This is a genomic window from Kribbella sp. NPDC031520 (genome assembly GCF_055580825.1).
In genome coordinates, this window is sequence record NZ_JBVIKS010000002.1 from 1,309,079 (window position 1) to 1,323,003 (window position 13,925).

The 13,925-nt window shown below is 69.5% G+C and carries 10 protein-coding genes; 3 read left to right on the forward strand and 7 right to left on the reverse strand.

The features are described 5' to 3' along the window. The first annotated feature begins 1 nt into the window (after position 1). On the forward strand, positions 2 to 1,516 hold the full coding sequence (locus ACZ5BU_RS14895) for a right-handed parallel beta-helix repeat-containing protein (RefSeq protein ID WP_465699103.1): 1,515 nt from the start codon (positions 2 to 4) through the stop codon (positions 1,514 to 1,516). Here the strand turns inward: ACZ5BU_RS14895 and ACZ5BU_RS14900 are convergent. Both ACZ5BU_RS14900 and ACZ5BU_RS14905 read right to left on the reverse strand, forming a co-directional pair. After that, complete coding sequence (locus tag ACZ5BU_RS14900) at positions 1,502 to 2,779, reverse strand: O-antigen ligase family protein (RefSeq protein WP_465699105.1); 1,278 nt, start codon at positions 2,777 to 2,779, stop codon at positions 1,502 to 1,504. The genes ACZ5BU_RS14895 and ACZ5BU_RS14900 overlap by 15 nt on opposite strands. 5 nt (positions 2,780 to 2,784) lie before the next feature. After that, a complete protein-coding gene (locus ACZ5BU_RS14905; RefSeq protein ID WP_465699107.1) occupies positions 2,785 to 4,389 on the reverse strand; it encodes a Wzz/FepE/Etk N-terminal domain-containing protein in 1,605 nt (534 codons plus the stop codon). A 170-nt stretch (positions 4,390 to 4,559) separates the two neighbouring features. On the opposite strand from ACZ5BU_RS14905, the gene ACZ5BU_RS14910 reads away from it, so the two are divergent. Both ACZ5BU_RS14910 and ACZ5BU_RS14915 read left to right on the forward strand, forming a co-directional pair. Next, a complete protein-coding gene (locus ACZ5BU_RS14910) occupies positions 4,560 to 6,779 on the forward strand; it encodes a LamG-like jellyroll fold domain-containing protein (RefSeq protein WP_465699109.1) in 2,220 nt (739 codons plus the stop codon). Positions 6,780 to 6,911: 132 nt separating this feature from the next. Next, complete coding sequence (locus ACZ5BU_RS14915; RefSeq protein WP_465699111.1) at positions 6,912 to 8,441, forward strand: fibronectin type III domain-containing protein; 1,530 nt, start codon at positions 6,912 to 6,914, stop codon at positions 8,439 to 8,441. Here the strand turns inward: ACZ5BU_RS14915 and ACZ5BU_RS14920 are convergent. Genes ACZ5BU_RS14920 through ACZ5BU_RS14940 form a run of 5 tightly spaced genes read right to left on the reverse strand, consistent with a single transcriptional unit; the run spans position 8,438 to position 13,891 of the window. After that, positions 8,438 to 9,709: a hypothetical protein gene (locus ACZ5BU_RS14920; protein ID WP_465699113.1), complete on the reverse strand. Its 1,272-nt coding sequence runs from the start codon at positions 9,707 to 9,709 to the stop codon at positions 8,438 to 8,440. The two genes, ACZ5BU_RS14915 and ACZ5BU_RS14920, sit on opposite strands and share 4 nt — an antisense overlap. A 14-nt stretch (positions 9,710 to 9,723) precedes the next feature. Beyond that, positions 9,724 to 10,506: a WecB/TagA/CpsF family glycosyltransferase gene (locus ACZ5BU_RS14925; RefSeq protein ID WP_465699115.1), complete on the reverse strand. Its 783-nt coding sequence runs from the start codon at positions 10,504 to 10,506 to the stop codon at positions 9,724 to 9,726. Beyond that, positions 10,503 to 11,489, reverse strand: a complete 987-nt coding sequence (gmd, locus tag ACZ5BU_RS14930) for a GDP-mannose 4,6-dehydratase (RefSeq protein ID WP_465699116.1) — start codon at positions 11,487 to 11,489, stop codon at positions 10,503 to 10,505. The genes ACZ5BU_RS14925 and gmd overlap by 4 nt, the downstream gene beginning before the upstream one ends. Then, positions 11,486 to 12,415: a GDP-L-fucose synthase family protein gene (locus ACZ5BU_RS14935; protein WP_465699118.1), complete on the reverse strand. Its 930-nt coding sequence runs from the start codon at positions 12,413 to 12,415 to the stop codon at positions 11,486 to 11,488. The genes gmd and ACZ5BU_RS14935 overlap by 4 nt, the downstream gene beginning before the upstream one ends. Further along, positions 12,416 to 13,891: a sugar transferase gene (locus tag ACZ5BU_RS14940; RefSeq protein WP_465699120.1), complete on the reverse strand. Its 1,476-nt coding sequence runs from the start codon at positions 13,889 to 13,891 to the stop codon at positions 12,416 to 12,418. It abuts the gene before it with no gap. Positions 13,892 to 13,925 lie beyond the last annotated feature (34 nt).

Consider the following 13,925-nt stretch of genomic DNA (forward strand, 5'->3'; position numbering starts at 1 on the left):
GATGAGGCGTGGGGCCGTCGCGGCTGCTGGTGCCGCGGTGTTGTTGGTGTCCGGCTGTTCGTCGGACTCGGGTAAGCCACCCGAACCCACGCCGGTTGTGACCGTCACCGTCCCGACCGCTCCCCCGGCCGCCGCTTCCGCCGTACTCGGACCGACCGGCCCGGGTACGGCGAAACCCTGCGCGGGTACGTTGATCCCGGTCGGTGCGGACCCGCAGCCGGTCATCGACGCCGCCGCCGAGGGCACGACGTTCTGCTTCGCGAAGGGCGTGCATCGGCTGACCCGCGCTGTTCGACCGAAGACAGGTGACACGCTCGGCGGACAGCCTGGCGCGGTGCTGAGTGGGGCCGTCAGGTTGACCGGCTGGAAGCGCACCGGCACGAGCTGGTCGGTGCAGGGTGTGTTGCCGGCGGCGTACGACCTCAAAGGTCAGTGCGAGGACAACAAGACGAACCCCTGCCAGCGAGGCGAGCAGGTCTTCGTCGACGGCAAGCACCTGACCCGCGTGATGAGCCTCGCCCAGCTGAAGCCCGGCACCTTCTACGGCGACTACACGACCAACACCGTGTACGTGGCCGACGACCCGACCGGGCACGTGGCAGAGCTGTCCCGTACGCAGACCGCGATCGACAAGTCCGCCGACAACGTGACGGTGACCGGACTGACGATCGAGCACTTCGCCAGCCGCCCGCAGGCCGGTGCGCTGCAGGCCGGTCCCGGCTGGAAGGTGACGTCGAACGAGGTCCGCTGGAACCACGCCGTCGGCATCATGGTGATCGAGGGCGACAGCGCCGAGGTCACCCGCAACACGGTCGCCGACAACGGCCAGCTCGGCATCGGCCAGTACAAGGCGAAAGACGTCCGGATCAGCGCGAACCTGGTCACCCGCAACAACACCGACGGATTCTGGATCGCGGACTGGGAGTCCGGCGGGATCAAGTCCACCCGGTCGTCCGGTGAGGTGAGCGGCAACGACATCGTCGCGAACCGGGGCGTCGGGATGTGGAGCGACATCGCCGAGTACGACCGCCGTATCACCGGGAACCGGATCCGGGACAACGCCGCGGACGGCATCCGGTACGAGATCAGCTACGCCGGCGTGATCGACCAGAACGTTGTCGAGCACAACGGTTTCGGTACCGGCCGCGGTTCCGGCGGCACGCTCTGGGACGGCGGCGGCATCAACGTCAACACGTCGGCCGGCGTCCAGGTCCGGGGCAACCTGATCAAGGACAACCGGAACGCACTGTCGATCCAGTCGCGCACGCGTGGCGAGGGGCCGCGCGGTACGTACGTCCTGCGTGATGTGCTTGTCGAGGGCAACCTGTTCGTGATGACCGGCCCGACCGCGTCGCTCGGCGTGGTCGAGAACAAGAAGTCACCGGCGCAGCCCGGTGCGATCACCTTCCGCCGGAACAGTTACCAAGGTGCTGACAAGTTCGCGTACCACGGCAAGACGCTGACGTGGTCGCAGTGGCAGCAGTCCGGTTTCGACCAGGACTCAGTCAGCAGCTAGCGCACGTCTTCGATGTCTTAGACGGTCGGCGTCGCAGATCGCCGCGGCGACCAGGAGGTGCACGGTCATCGAGGACAGGTCGGACAGGCCACTCTCGTTCAGTGAAGCGGCCGTCACGTACCCGAGCAGCAGCGCGCCGCAGGCCTTGACGTACGGCGTGGGCGCGCGAAGCACCGACACCCACGCGAGGATCAGTGCGAGCGCGACGATCGCGACCGCCAGCAGCCCGGTCTCCCAGTAGAGCCCGAGCCAGCTGTTGTCGATCGCCATCACGTCGACGTCGCCCTCGCCGCGGGTCAGCAGGACCCGTTTGTTGCCGAGGCCGTGGCCGATGATCGCGGTCTGCGTCGACACCTTCTCGTCGACGACCGCCTGCCAGCTCGTCGTCCGGCCGCTCAACGAGGCGATCTGCCGCGTGCCTTGGCCGCGCAGCAGCCAGGTGTGCAACGAACCGATCGTCAGGAACGCGAGCCCGAGCAGCCCCGGTACGACGAGGCAGGCGATCCGGCCGAGCCACGTCTTCCGGGTGATGATCAGCGCGATCACCAGCCCGAACGCGACCGCCGCGGCCGACGTCCGGGTCCGGCTGGCCGCGATCAGCACGCCGCCGAGGCCGATCAACGCGAACGCGGGCAGCGCCGACAGCTTGCGGCAGAGCAGTCCGATCAGCGCGAGCCCGAGCAGGATCGCGCCGACCTCGCCGACCCGCGGCGGCAACATCGGGATGATGACGCCTTGCAACCGGGAGCCGGTGCCGAGCGAGCGGAGCGGCCGCCACGCCTGCGACGGCGCGTACGCGAGACTCAGTACGACGGTTGCCCCGAGCAACAGGTGGGCCCACAGATGCGCGCGGACCAGCCGCTCCGGGACCGAAACCAGCGGCCGCCACAGCAGGAAGACGAACAGCAGCCCGATCAGGAACCGGGCCAGCCGGGTCAGCGGTCCCATCGGCTCGGCGAGCAGGAACGCGGTCGCGCAGGCGAACAGGACGTACATGACGTAGAGCCAGCTGGCCGGATTCACCCGGGTCCGGAACCCGGGCTTCGTCGCCGCGACCGCGACCAGGAAGACCGCCCCGAGCAGCACGCCTTTCGCCATGCTGTTCGTGGACCCCGTCGTACCCTGCGGAGCCGCGACCCGCGACGACCACGGCTGGACGCCGAGAACGAACAGGCACCACAACATCAACCAGAACCAGGCCGGCCGCTCCTCCGTGTTCTCGACCGTGCCCGGGACGGGTGGTGCCAGAGTCCCGACAGACACAGACATCAGTCCAGCGGCTTGTAGTTCAGCGGGATGCCGAGCGTCTCGTCCTGCGAGGCCGTACCGATCAGCACGACACCGAGTACCGGGGCGCCGGCGAACTGCAGTGCGCCGGTCAGCCGCGCGACGTCCATCTCCTTGTCGAGGCCGACCTGGACGACCAGCACCGACGCGTCGACCGCGGCGGCGAGCGGGCTGATCCCGTGCCGACCGACCGAGGCCGGTCCGTGGATGACCACCGAGTACCCCGGGGGCAGGTCCGCGACGATGCCTGGGACCAGCGACGGGCCGACCGCCTCGGCCGTCTCCTCGTGGTTCAGGCCGGGCGGCAGGACGTACAGGTCCGCGACCGTACCGGGCCGGAACAGCTTGCGGGCACGGATGGCGCGGGTCGCGGCCGGCTCGTTGACCAGGTCGGTGAGCCCTTCGTGGCCGGTGAGGTGCGGGAGGACCGGCGTACCTTCGATGTCGGCCAGGACCAGCAGGGTCTCGCGGCCGTCGCGGGCGTTCGCCTCAGCCATCGCCAGGGCGATGCCCGCCGAGTTCGGGGTCGGGGACGCCGACACGACCAGCAGCGCGCCGGGGCTGCCGCCCGCGATCGCGCGCGGGTTCAGCTCGCGGCGGGCCAGCGCACCGCTCGCCTCGGCGCCGAGGGCGGTGATCTCGTACTGCGGCAGCTCCGGGGCGGACCGCTGCCAGAACCGGCGGCGATGCCCCTCGGAGGCCGCCATCACCGGGGCGCTGGCGGCCCGCGCCGCCTGGTCGCGGGTCAGGATGTACGGCGTCAGGTGCGACCGGAGCAGGGCGAGACCGAAACCGAGCACCAGGCCGAGGATGCCGCCGACGAGGATGTCGCGGGCAACGATCGGCGACGAGGTGGCCGTGTCGGTCGTGGCCGGAGTCACGAGCTCGCTGCCGGCGCCGACGGTGGACAGTGCCTTCAGCATCGCGGCTGCGTCGTCCGCGGCCTGCCGGGCCTCGGTCGCCAGCGTCACTCGCTGGTCCCGCAGGGCCGCCGCTGTCTGGTTGTCGCCCCGGCCGACCGCCTCGTCGATCTGGCTGGCCAGACCGCGCGACTGCAGCGTCGCGGTCTTGGACCGGCCCTGCGCCTGCTCGGCCAGGTTGGTGAGCAGCGCCTTGGCCTCGTTGTTGCGCTGCATCAGGTAGATCGTGGCGATCGCGTTCGCCCGGTCGACCGCTTTCTGGGCGGTCGGGCCGTCGGTGGTGACCAGGTACGCGTTGTCGGTGACCGCCTTCACGCGGGTCACCGCGGCCAGGTCCTGGATGGTCTGGTCGTTGTTCGGCATGCCGAGCGACTTCACCACGGCGGCCAGCAGCGTCGGGCTGGCCATCACCCGGGCCTGGGTCTCGGCGGGCAGGTCCATACCGAGCGGGCCGGTCTTGTCCGCGCCGGTGGACAGCTTCCCGACCAGCGCGGGCGGTACGGCCGGGCCGATCACCAGCTGGCTGGACGCCGTCCAGCGGATGGTCTGGGAGAGCGCGAACACCGAGGCGCCGAGCAGTCCGAGCAGTACGCAGCCCAGGATGAGCCACTTCTGCCGCAACAGTGACTGAGCGGTCTCCCGCCAGACCACAGTGCCCGGTTCCATGTAATACCTCGCTCCGCTCGGTGCCGGCCACCCAGGATATCCACAGGTCCGGGCGGCCCGCGTACACGATCACGTCTCGGTGCCTTACTCTCTGTCCTGGGGGAGCTTCAACTGAAGAAACTGGGGTACGGCGCCGTGAGACAGCGCCGGATTGTGTCCTAGGGGGGACATTGACGAAACGACGGCTGTTCACGCGGCTGGGGATCGCCGGGACGTTACTGGCAATCGCAGGAACGCTGCTCATCGCGCCGCCGGCGCAGAGCGTGGAAGCATCGCTCGCGGCAACCAGCAGCTCGACCTGGCAGACCAACGCCAGCGTCCAGGGCCTGGCGGTTGCCGACGGCAAGGCGTACGCCGGGGGCCGCTTCACCAGCGTCCGCCCGCCGGGCGCCGCCGCCGGGACGGGCGAGGTCGGCCAGGCATACCTGGCCGCCTTCGACCAGACCACCGGTGCGCTGGTCACCGCGTTCAACCCGGTGCTGAACGGCCAGGTCTACGCGGTCGCCGCCTCGGCGGACGGCTCCCGGATCTTCGTCGGCGGCGACTTCACCACGGTCAACGGCCAGACCCGGAACCGGATCGCCGCCTTCGACACGGCCACCGGCGCCCTTGTGGCGGACTGGAAGCCCTCGGTGTCGTACCGGGTGAAGACCATCGCCGTCTCCGGCACGACGGTGTACTTCGGCGGCTCGTTCGGCCTGGTGAACAACGTGACCCGCAACCGGCTCGCCGCGGTGACCACCGACACCGGCACGCTGCTGCCGTGGGCGCCGGACGTGAACGGCGACGTGTACGCGGTGGACGCCGCCGACGACGCCTCGAAGGTGTACGCCGGCGGCCAGTTCAGTACGGTCAACGGCACCAACCAGAACACCGTGACCAGCCTCGACCCGGTGACCGGCGCGGTACTGCCCTTCCCCGGCGCCTCCGCAGTACCGCTGCCGAACGGGTCCTGCACGACCCGGGTGAAGACGATCGACGCCAGCGGCGACACGGTGTACTTCGGGAACGGCGGCGACGGCGGCGGGTGCTTCGACGGCACCTGGGCGGTCGACATCGCGACCAACACGCTCAAGTGGAAGAACCAGTGCCTCGGCGCGACCGAGGCGGTCAAGGTCGTGAGCGGCTGGCTGTACAAGGGCTCGCACGCGCACGACTGCGCCAACCAAGGCGCCGGCGGCTTCCCGCAGGGCTTCGGGTACCACTTCCTGCTGTCGGAGAAGCTGACCGACGGCACGCTCGGCCCGTGGTTCCCGAACACCGACGCCGACCCGAACAGCGTCACGAACGTCGGCCCGCTGGCGTTCGCGACCGGCGGCAGCGACCTGTGGGCCGGCGGCGACTTCCTGCACGTCAACGGTGTCGCCCAACAGGGCCTGACCCACTTCACCAACGCGCTGCCCGGCGCGGCTCCGGCCAAGCCGGCCAAGCTGCTTCCGTACAGCGTCCAGCCGGGCGTCGTGCAGATCCACTTCCCGACTGTGGTGGACAACGACGACAGCACGCTGACGTACCGGCTGCTGAAGGGCTTCAGCAACGCCACGATCGCGACGTGGACCGCCCAGTCCACGCCGTGGAACCAGCCGTGGCTGAGCTACACCGACACGTCCTCGGCTCCGGGTGACGTGACGAACTACCGCGTCGAGGTCACCGACGGCAGTACGACGATCCGCGGCAACTACTCGGACCCGATCACGGTCGCCTCGACGGCGTCCACGGCGTACGACCAGCTCGTCAGCTCGGACGGTCCGCAGGCGTACTGGCGGCTCGGTGAGCCGGCCGGTACGACGACCTCGGTGGACTCCTCCGGGCAGAGCAACAACGGCGCCTTCACCGGTGTCACGCTCGGCAGCGCCGGTGCGATCGCGGGCAACACCGCGATGACCGCCAGCACGACCCAAGGCCGGATGGTCGGCGAGAAGGCGTACAGCATGCCGCAGCAGTTCACCGTCGAGGCCTGGGTCAAGCAGAGCGGGTTCGGCAACGGCGGCCGGATCATCGGCTTCGGCAACTCGAAGACCGGGAGCAGCGGTGGCGGCGGCGACCGGATGCTGTACATGCGGACGAACGGTTCGATCGTGTTCGGCGTCAACGACGGCGCGCAGCGGACGCTGACCAGCCCGTCGGGCAACAACGACGGCAACTGGCACCAGGTCGTCGGTACGTACGACAACGGCAGCATGAAGCTGTACGTCGACGGTGTGCTGAGCGGTAGCGCGCTCGTGGGTTCCGCGTCGGTGTACTACGGGTGGTGGCGCGTCGGCTATGACCTGGCGGGCACGTGGCCCGGCGCCGGAGCGACCCAGACCGGTATGGGAATCGACGAGGCGGCCGTGTACCCGTACGCGCTGTCCTCTCTGCAGGTGCAGTCTCACTACGCGGCCAGGTGAAAAGGCTTCTCTGGCACAAAGTCATAACGCGAACCGGGGGCCCGCTTCCAGTGGGCCCCCGGCAGCGCTAGTGTCCGACGCTGGCGCGTGATGAGGCACGCGCTGTGAGGCCCCGCCTGTGTTAGGACATAAATGAAGAAGTTAGTGCTGGCCCTTGTCACCGGTGCGGCCGTTCTGGCCGCGGCGCTGATCCCGTCGGGACCGCCTGTGCAGGCGGCGACCCCGGGATTCGCGACGGCGGTGTCAGCGATCAAGCAGCCGTCGTGGCAGACCAACAACAGCGTGAACGCGCTGGCGATCGCCGGGAACACGGTGTACGCGGGTGGTCTGTTCACCAGACTCCGCCAGCCGGGCAAGGCGTCCGGTCAGGCGCCGGAGACCCAGCGTTCGTACGTCGCCGCGTTCAACCGCACGACCGGAGCGCCGACCGCGTTCGCACCGGTACTGAACGGTCCGGTGTACGCGATCGCCACCAGCCCGGACGGCAAGTGGGTGGTGGTCGGCGGCGACTTCACGATGGTCAACGGGGTCCGGCGCAGCAAGATCGCGATGTTCTCGGTCGCCACCGGCAAGCTGGTCGCCGCCTGGGACCCGGTCGTCACGGCCCGGGTGAAGGCGCTGGCCATCTACGGCAACAGCGTGTTCATCGGCGGCGCGTTCGGCAAGATCGACGGCGCGGTCCGCAACCGGCTCGGCGCGGTCCGGCTGATCCAGGGCGACCTGCTGCCGTGGAACCCGAACGCCAACGACGACGTGTACGCGATCGACGTGTCCGACAACGGCACCCGGGTGTTCGTCGGCGGTCCGTTCAGCACGATCAACGGCAAGGACCACTACTCGCTGGCGATGCTGAACAACACCTCCGGCGCGGCGTTCACGTTCCCGGCCGCCGCGGCGATCCCGAAGCCGACCGCGACCTGCACGACCCGGGTCAAGGACATCGACACCCTCGGCGACAACGTGTACGTGTCCAACGGCGGTGACGGTTCCGGCTGCTACGACGGCGTCCTCGCCGCCTCGGTCTCGACCGGCAAACTGCTCTGGCAGAACAAGTGCCTCGGCGCGACCGAAGCGATCAAGGCGATCGGCAACTGGCTGTACAAGGGCTCGCACGCGCACGACTGCAGCTCGACCCCGAACGGCTTCGGCAACGGCACCGGGACGCACTACCTGCTGGTCGAGAGCACGGTCAACGGCTACCTCGGGTCCTGGTTCCCGAACACCGACGCGAACCTGAAGAGCACCACGAAGGTCGGCCCGCTGGCGATGGCCGGTACCGACAGCGACCTGTGGGTCGGCGGCGACTTCCTGCACGTCAACGGCCAGCTCCAGGTCGGCATCACCCGGTTCACGAACACCCCCGGCGGCGCGGCTCCGGCCGTACCGAAGGCGCCGACGCTGACCGCCACCTCGAGCGGCCGGGTGTACGTGACGTACGGCGACTCGTACGACCTGGACAACCTGACGCTGACGTACAACGTGTTCCGTGGCTCGCTGAACATCGGCTCGCAACGGCTGACGACGTACTTCTGGCAGCCCCGGAAGACGTACCAGGTCGTCGACCGCGGCCTCCAGCGCGGATCGACGTACACGTACCACGTCGAGGTGCACGACGGGCGGAACATCATGAAGGGCGCTTCCGCCAGCATCAAGATCCCCTAGGCAGCAGCAGCGGCGCGGCGGTGGGCGGCGATCGCCCGGTGTGCCTCGTTCCACCACAGCAGCAAGGTGGCGAACGAGGCGCCGGCCAGCCCCCACGCCGCGCCCTTCGGGCCCCACAGGTACGCGCCGGTGATCCCGCAGGTGATCAGTACGACCGACGAGATCAGGCGTACGCGCAGGCCGCGGGTGGCGGCCGTCAGCGCGCGGAGAATGGCGAAGGCGCCCGCGTTCGAGGCGCCGAGGGCCTGCAGCAGGATGACCGGGACCAGTACGGCGTGCGCCTGGTTCCAGACGCCCGGGCCGAGCAGTTCGCGGCCGACGACGGCCGGTAGCAGCAGGAAGACCGCGCCCCAGGCCAGCGCGCCGGCGCCGATGCCGAACGAGATCGCCAGGCCGGCCAGCCACAGGCGGCGGTACGAGTGCTTCAGCGCCCGCGACGCCTCGGGGACCGAGATCATCCGGATCCCCTGGTTCAGCACGTTGACCGGGCCGAGCAGGACCTGGGCGCCGCGGATGCCCGCGGTCGCGACCAGCCCGGCGGCGGCCGTGATACCGAGCATGTAGACCTGGATGGTGCCGGAGACCGCGAGCATCTCCCCGACGTACTTCGGGCTGAGGTCCCAGTTCCGCTTCACCCACTCGCGGATCAGTTGCCGGCGCGGCGCGACGCCCGCCTGGAAACGGCCGGCGATCGCGGCGATCACCGCCCCGAGACCCCAGGCGAACGTCAGTGTGAAAGCCGAGGTGGTCCTGGTCAGGTAGAGGCCGCCGAAGATCGCGAGCATCGCCAGTAGCCAGATCAGGTCGTTGATGAAGGCTTTCTGGCCCTCGCCTACTACGAAGAAGGCCCAGCGCCAGGCGTCCTGCAGCAGGAGGCCTGGCATGGTCAGGGCGAAGGCGAGCAGCACGCCCTTCGACGGAACGCCTGGGAATGCCGCGATCGCGAGGCCGACCAGCATCGCCAGGAGGCCACAGAAGATCGCGGTGGCCGTACTGGCTCGTACGGCTCGTTGCCATTCCGGCGTGCGGGTGCCGGAGTGGCGGACGGCCAGCGGCTCTGTGGAGACGGCCCGGGAGACGTTGAGGGCGATGGTGTAGCCGCCGAAGGCGAGGGCGTAGACGCCGAAGTCCGCGACGGTACTCGAGCGGGCGACGACCACGCCGACGGCGAGGTTGCTCAGGCTGGACAACGCCTGGTCGGCCAAACCCCAGGAGGCGCGGCCAGCCGGTCCGGCCAGCCGACGCAACTTCGGCCGCCGGAACTTCACCGCCCCAACCTAATCTAGACGGGGCGCGGCGGCTGCCGGAGCACGCCCAGCAAGAACCGCGGGATGCCCAGCACGTACCGCTTCCAGAGCCGCCGCGGCTCCTTGTACAGGCGGTAGCTCCACTCGAGCCCGGCGCGCTGCATCCACCGCGGCGCTCGGTCCAGCCGGCCGGTGTGGAAGTCGAACGCCGCGCCGACGCCGATCAGGATCGTCGCGTTCAGCCGGTCGCGGTGGTCCGCCATCCAGCGCTCCTGCTTCGGCGCGCCGAGCCCGACCCAGACGATGTCCGGACGGGCCTCGTTCATCCGCGCGATCGTCGCCGCGTCCTCGGCCTCGGTCAGGGCCCGGTACGGCGGGCACTCGACGCCGACGACCTTCAACGCGGGATGCCGCTCCTGGAACCGCTGCCGCAGTTCCTCGGCCACGCCCTCGGCGCCGCCGTAGAAGTACTGCGTCCAGCCGCGCTCCGCCGCCTCGGCGAGCACCCGTTCGAGCAGGTCCGGGCCGGCGACCCGGTCCATCTGTTCGAACCCGGCCTTCTGGCCGGCCCAGACCAGCGGCATCCCGTCCGGAACCGTCAGGCCGGACGTGTTGTAGACCTCGGTCAGCCGCTCGTCGGCGCGCGCGTGCAGCAGCGCGTTCATGTCGGTGACACAGACAAGTTGCCGCTCGCCCCGCTCGATCCAGCCGGCGAAGGTACCGACCGTGTGGTCGAGGTTCGTCACACTGACGTGGATACCGAGTACGTCGACTCGCTCGGTGGTGGCGGTGGTGGACTCGGCGCGGAGCTCGGTCATCGGTCCTCCCCCTTCACAGCAGCGAGGTCGGCGTCGACCATGATGCGGACCAGTTCGGGGACGTGCACCTGGGCCTTCCAGCCGAGCTCGGTGGCAGCTCTGGACGCGTCGCCGATCAGCGAGTCGACCTCGGTCGGACGTTCGTACCGCTGGTCGTGGTCGACGTACTGCTCCCAGTCCAGCCCGACGTGCTCGAACGCCAGCGAGACGAAGTCGCGGACGGAGTACGACGTACCGGTCGCGATCACGTAATCCGCGGGCGTGTTGTGCTGCAGCATCCGCCACATGCCCTCGACGTACTCCGGGGCGTATCCCCAGTCGCGGCACGCATCCAGGTTGCCCAGGTACAGCCGGTCCTGCCGGCCCGTCTTGATCGCCGCGACCGCGCGGGTGATCTTCCGGGTCACGAACGTCTCGCCGCGGCGCGGGGACTCGTGGTTGAACAGGATCCCGTTCACCGCGAACATGTCGTACGCCTCGCGGTAGTTGCGGGTCATCCAGTACCCGTAGAGCTTCGCGGCGCCGTACGGGGAACGCGGGTAGAACGGGGTGTCCTCGTTCTGCGGCGGAGGCGTCGCGCCGAACATCTCCGAGCTCGACGCCTGGTAGAACCGGCAGTCCAGCCCGATCATCCGGATCGCCTCGAGCAACCGCGTCGTCCCCATCCCGGTCGTGTCACCGGTGTACTCCGGCTCGTCGAAGCTCACCCGGACGTGCGACTGCGCGGCCAGGTGGTACACCTCGGCCGGCTGGATCGACGCCAGCAACGTCACGAGCCGCGAACCGTCGGTCAGGTCGCCGTAGTGCAGGAACAGCCGCTTGTCCTGGGCGTGCGGATCCTCGTACAGATGATCGATCCGCTTGGTGTTGAAGGTGCTGGCACGCCGGATCAGGCCGTGCACCTCGTACCCCTTGGACAGCAGCAGTTCGGCCAGGTACGAACCGTCCTGGCCGGTGATGCCGGTGATGAAGGCCTTTTTCATGATTGGTTCTCCACGTACCAGCGGTAGGTGGCGGCCACACCGTCTTCCAGCGAAACAGAGGGTTTCCAGCCGAGCGCGAGCAGCCGGCTCACGTCGAGCAGCTTGCGCGGGGTGCCGTCCGGCTTGGACAGGTCATTGCTCAGGGCACCGGTATAGCCGACGGTTCGGGCGACCAGCTCGGCCAGTTCGCGGATCGTCACGTCGGCGCCGACACCGACGTTGATCGGCTCCGGCTCGTCGTAGTGCTCCAGTAGGTGCAAGCAGGCATCCGCGAGGTCGTCGACATGCAGGAACTCACGCCTCGGCGTCCCACTCCCCCACAACACCACCTCGGGTGCATCGGCTTCACGCGCCTCATGGAAGCGGCGGATCAACGCCGGCAGCACGTGCGAGCTGGTCGGATCGAAGTTGTCGTTGGGCCCGTACAGGTTCGTCGGCATCGCGGAGATCCAGCGCAGGCCGTACTGCCGCCGGACGGCCTGGACCTGCATGATGCCGGCGATCTTCGCGATCGCGTACGCGTCGTTGGTCGGCTCCAGCTCACCGGTCAGCAGGCTCGACTCGCGGATCGGCTGCTCGGCGTACTTCGGGTAGATGCACGACGACCCGAGGAACAGCAGCCGCGGTGTGCGCACCTCGAGCGCGGCGTCCATCAGGTTCACCTGGATGCGCAGGTTGTCGCTGAGGAACTCGGTCGGGTGGTCCCGGTTCGCGAGAATGCCGCCGACCCGGGCCGCGGCGTCGATCACCACGGCCGGGCGGTGCTCCCGCAGGAACGCGAACGTGGCCGCCCGGTCCCGCAGGTCGAGCTCGGCCGACGACGCGCCGATCAGGTTGGTGTGGCCGGCCGCTTCCAGGCGGCGCCACAAGGCCGAGCCGACGAGGCCGCGATGGCCGGCCACGTACACCGGGGCATGGAGATCCATTCAGTACGCTCCCGCACCGTAGATCACCGCGCGTACGGTCTTCCAGAGAATCAGCAGGTCCAGCGTCATCGACCAGTTGTCGACGTACCGCAGGTCGAGGCGGACGGACTCGTCCCAGGACAGGTCGCTGCGGCCGCTGACCTGCCACAGGCCGGTCATGCCGGGCTTGACGAGCATCCGCCGCGAGTCGTCGGCGGCGTACAGCGCGACCTCCTCGGCCAGCGGCGGCCGCGGCCCGACCAGCGACATGTCGCCGCGCAGTACGTTGAACAGCTGCGGCAGCTCGTCGAGGGAGAACCGGCGGATCCACCGGCCGAGCGGCGTCATCCGCGGGTCGTTGCGCATCTTGAAGATCACGCCGTTGCCGTCGCTCAACGCGTACAGGTCGCTGAGCCGCTGCTCGGCGTCGACGTACATGCTGCGGAACTTCAGCATGGTGAACTCGACGCCGGCGCGGCCGACCCGCTGCTGCCGGAACAGCACCGGCCCGGCGCTGGTCAGCGTGACGGCGAGCGCCAGCCCGATCAGCACCGGCGACAGCAGCAGAATGATGCCGAGGGCAACCACACGGTCGAAAACGGCCTTCATCAGGTGCGGACCGCCGCTGACCGACGGCCGCTCCAGGTGCAGCAGGGACAGGCCGGCGACCGGGCGGATCGAGATCCGCGGACCGGCGACCTCGATGATGCCCGGCGAGACGATCAGCTCGACGCCGCGCTGCTCGAGCGCCCACGACAGCCGGCGCAACGACTGGCCGGCCAGCTCCGGGTCGGTCGCGATCGCAACCACCTCGACAGCGTGCCGATCGGCGGCGGCAAGGATGTCGGGCTCGTCCAGGGCCTCGACCTCACCGGACTCGCCGCGCGGCCGGCAGGTCGCCACCACCCGGTAGCCGTCGGTCGGGCGGCTCTCGAGGTGCTCACACAGCGTCGCGGCCGGGCCACTGCGCCCGACCACGAGAACCCTGTGCATACAGCGACCCCGGACCCGGTGCCGGTGCAGGTCCTTCCGCAATGCGTACCGCAGCAGCAGCGCGGCGATCACCATCACCGGAATCGCCAGCACCACGAACCCGCGGGCGATCTCGGCCTTGGTCACGTACGACGTCATCGCAACCGCGGCGGTCAGCCCGACGCCGGCGCGCAGCAGCGACCGGAACTCGTCCGGCCCGGCCCCGTAGAACCGCGAGTCGTACCCCTTGGAGAGCGCGACCACCGCGACCCAGGCCAGCGGCAGCAGGCTGCTCACCACGAGATAACTGGAACCGACGTGGTACCCGAAGCGGGTCAGCAGCGCGACCGAGACCCCGAGCATCGCGGCCAGCAGGTCTCCGCCGACCGCGGCCCACCGGTAGACCCCGACCCACCGCGGCTCGGTCGACCGCGAGGACAACGGAACGATCGCCGGAACCTCGTGCGGGACGACCCAGAGCGGCCGACGGCTGTCTACAGCGTCCGGCGCTTCTGCTCCGCTCACAGCGGCCCGTTCCCTCCTGCAACGACTCCGTCAC

Excerpts from the sequence above, each read along its gene's own strand:
- gmd (WP_465699116.1), bottom strand. The coding sequence starts at position 11,489 with ATGAAAAAGGCCTTCATCACCGGCATCACCGGCCAGGACGGTTCGTAC.
- ACZ5BU_RS14895 (WP_465699103.1), top strand. The coding sequence starts at position 2 with ATGAGGCGTGGGGCCGTCGCGGCTGCTGGTGCCGCGGTGTTGTTGGTG.
- ACZ5BU_RS14925 (WP_465699115.1), bottom strand. The coding sequence starts at position 10,506 with ATGACCGAGCTCCGCGCCGAGTCCACCACCGCCACCACCGAGCGAGTC.
- ACZ5BU_RS14905 (WP_465699107.1), bottom strand. The coding sequence starts at position 4,389 with ATGGAACCGGGCACTGTGGTCTGGCGGGAGACCGCTCAGTCACTGTTG.
- ACZ5BU_RS14935 (WP_465699118.1), bottom strand. The coding sequence starts at position 12,415 with ATGGATCTCCATGCCCCGGTGTACGTGGCCGGCCATCGCGGCCTCGTC.
- ACZ5BU_RS14915 (WP_465699111.1), top strand. The coding sequence starts at position 6,912 with ATGAAGAAGTTAGTGCTGGCCCTTGTCACCGGTGCGGCCGTTCTGGCC.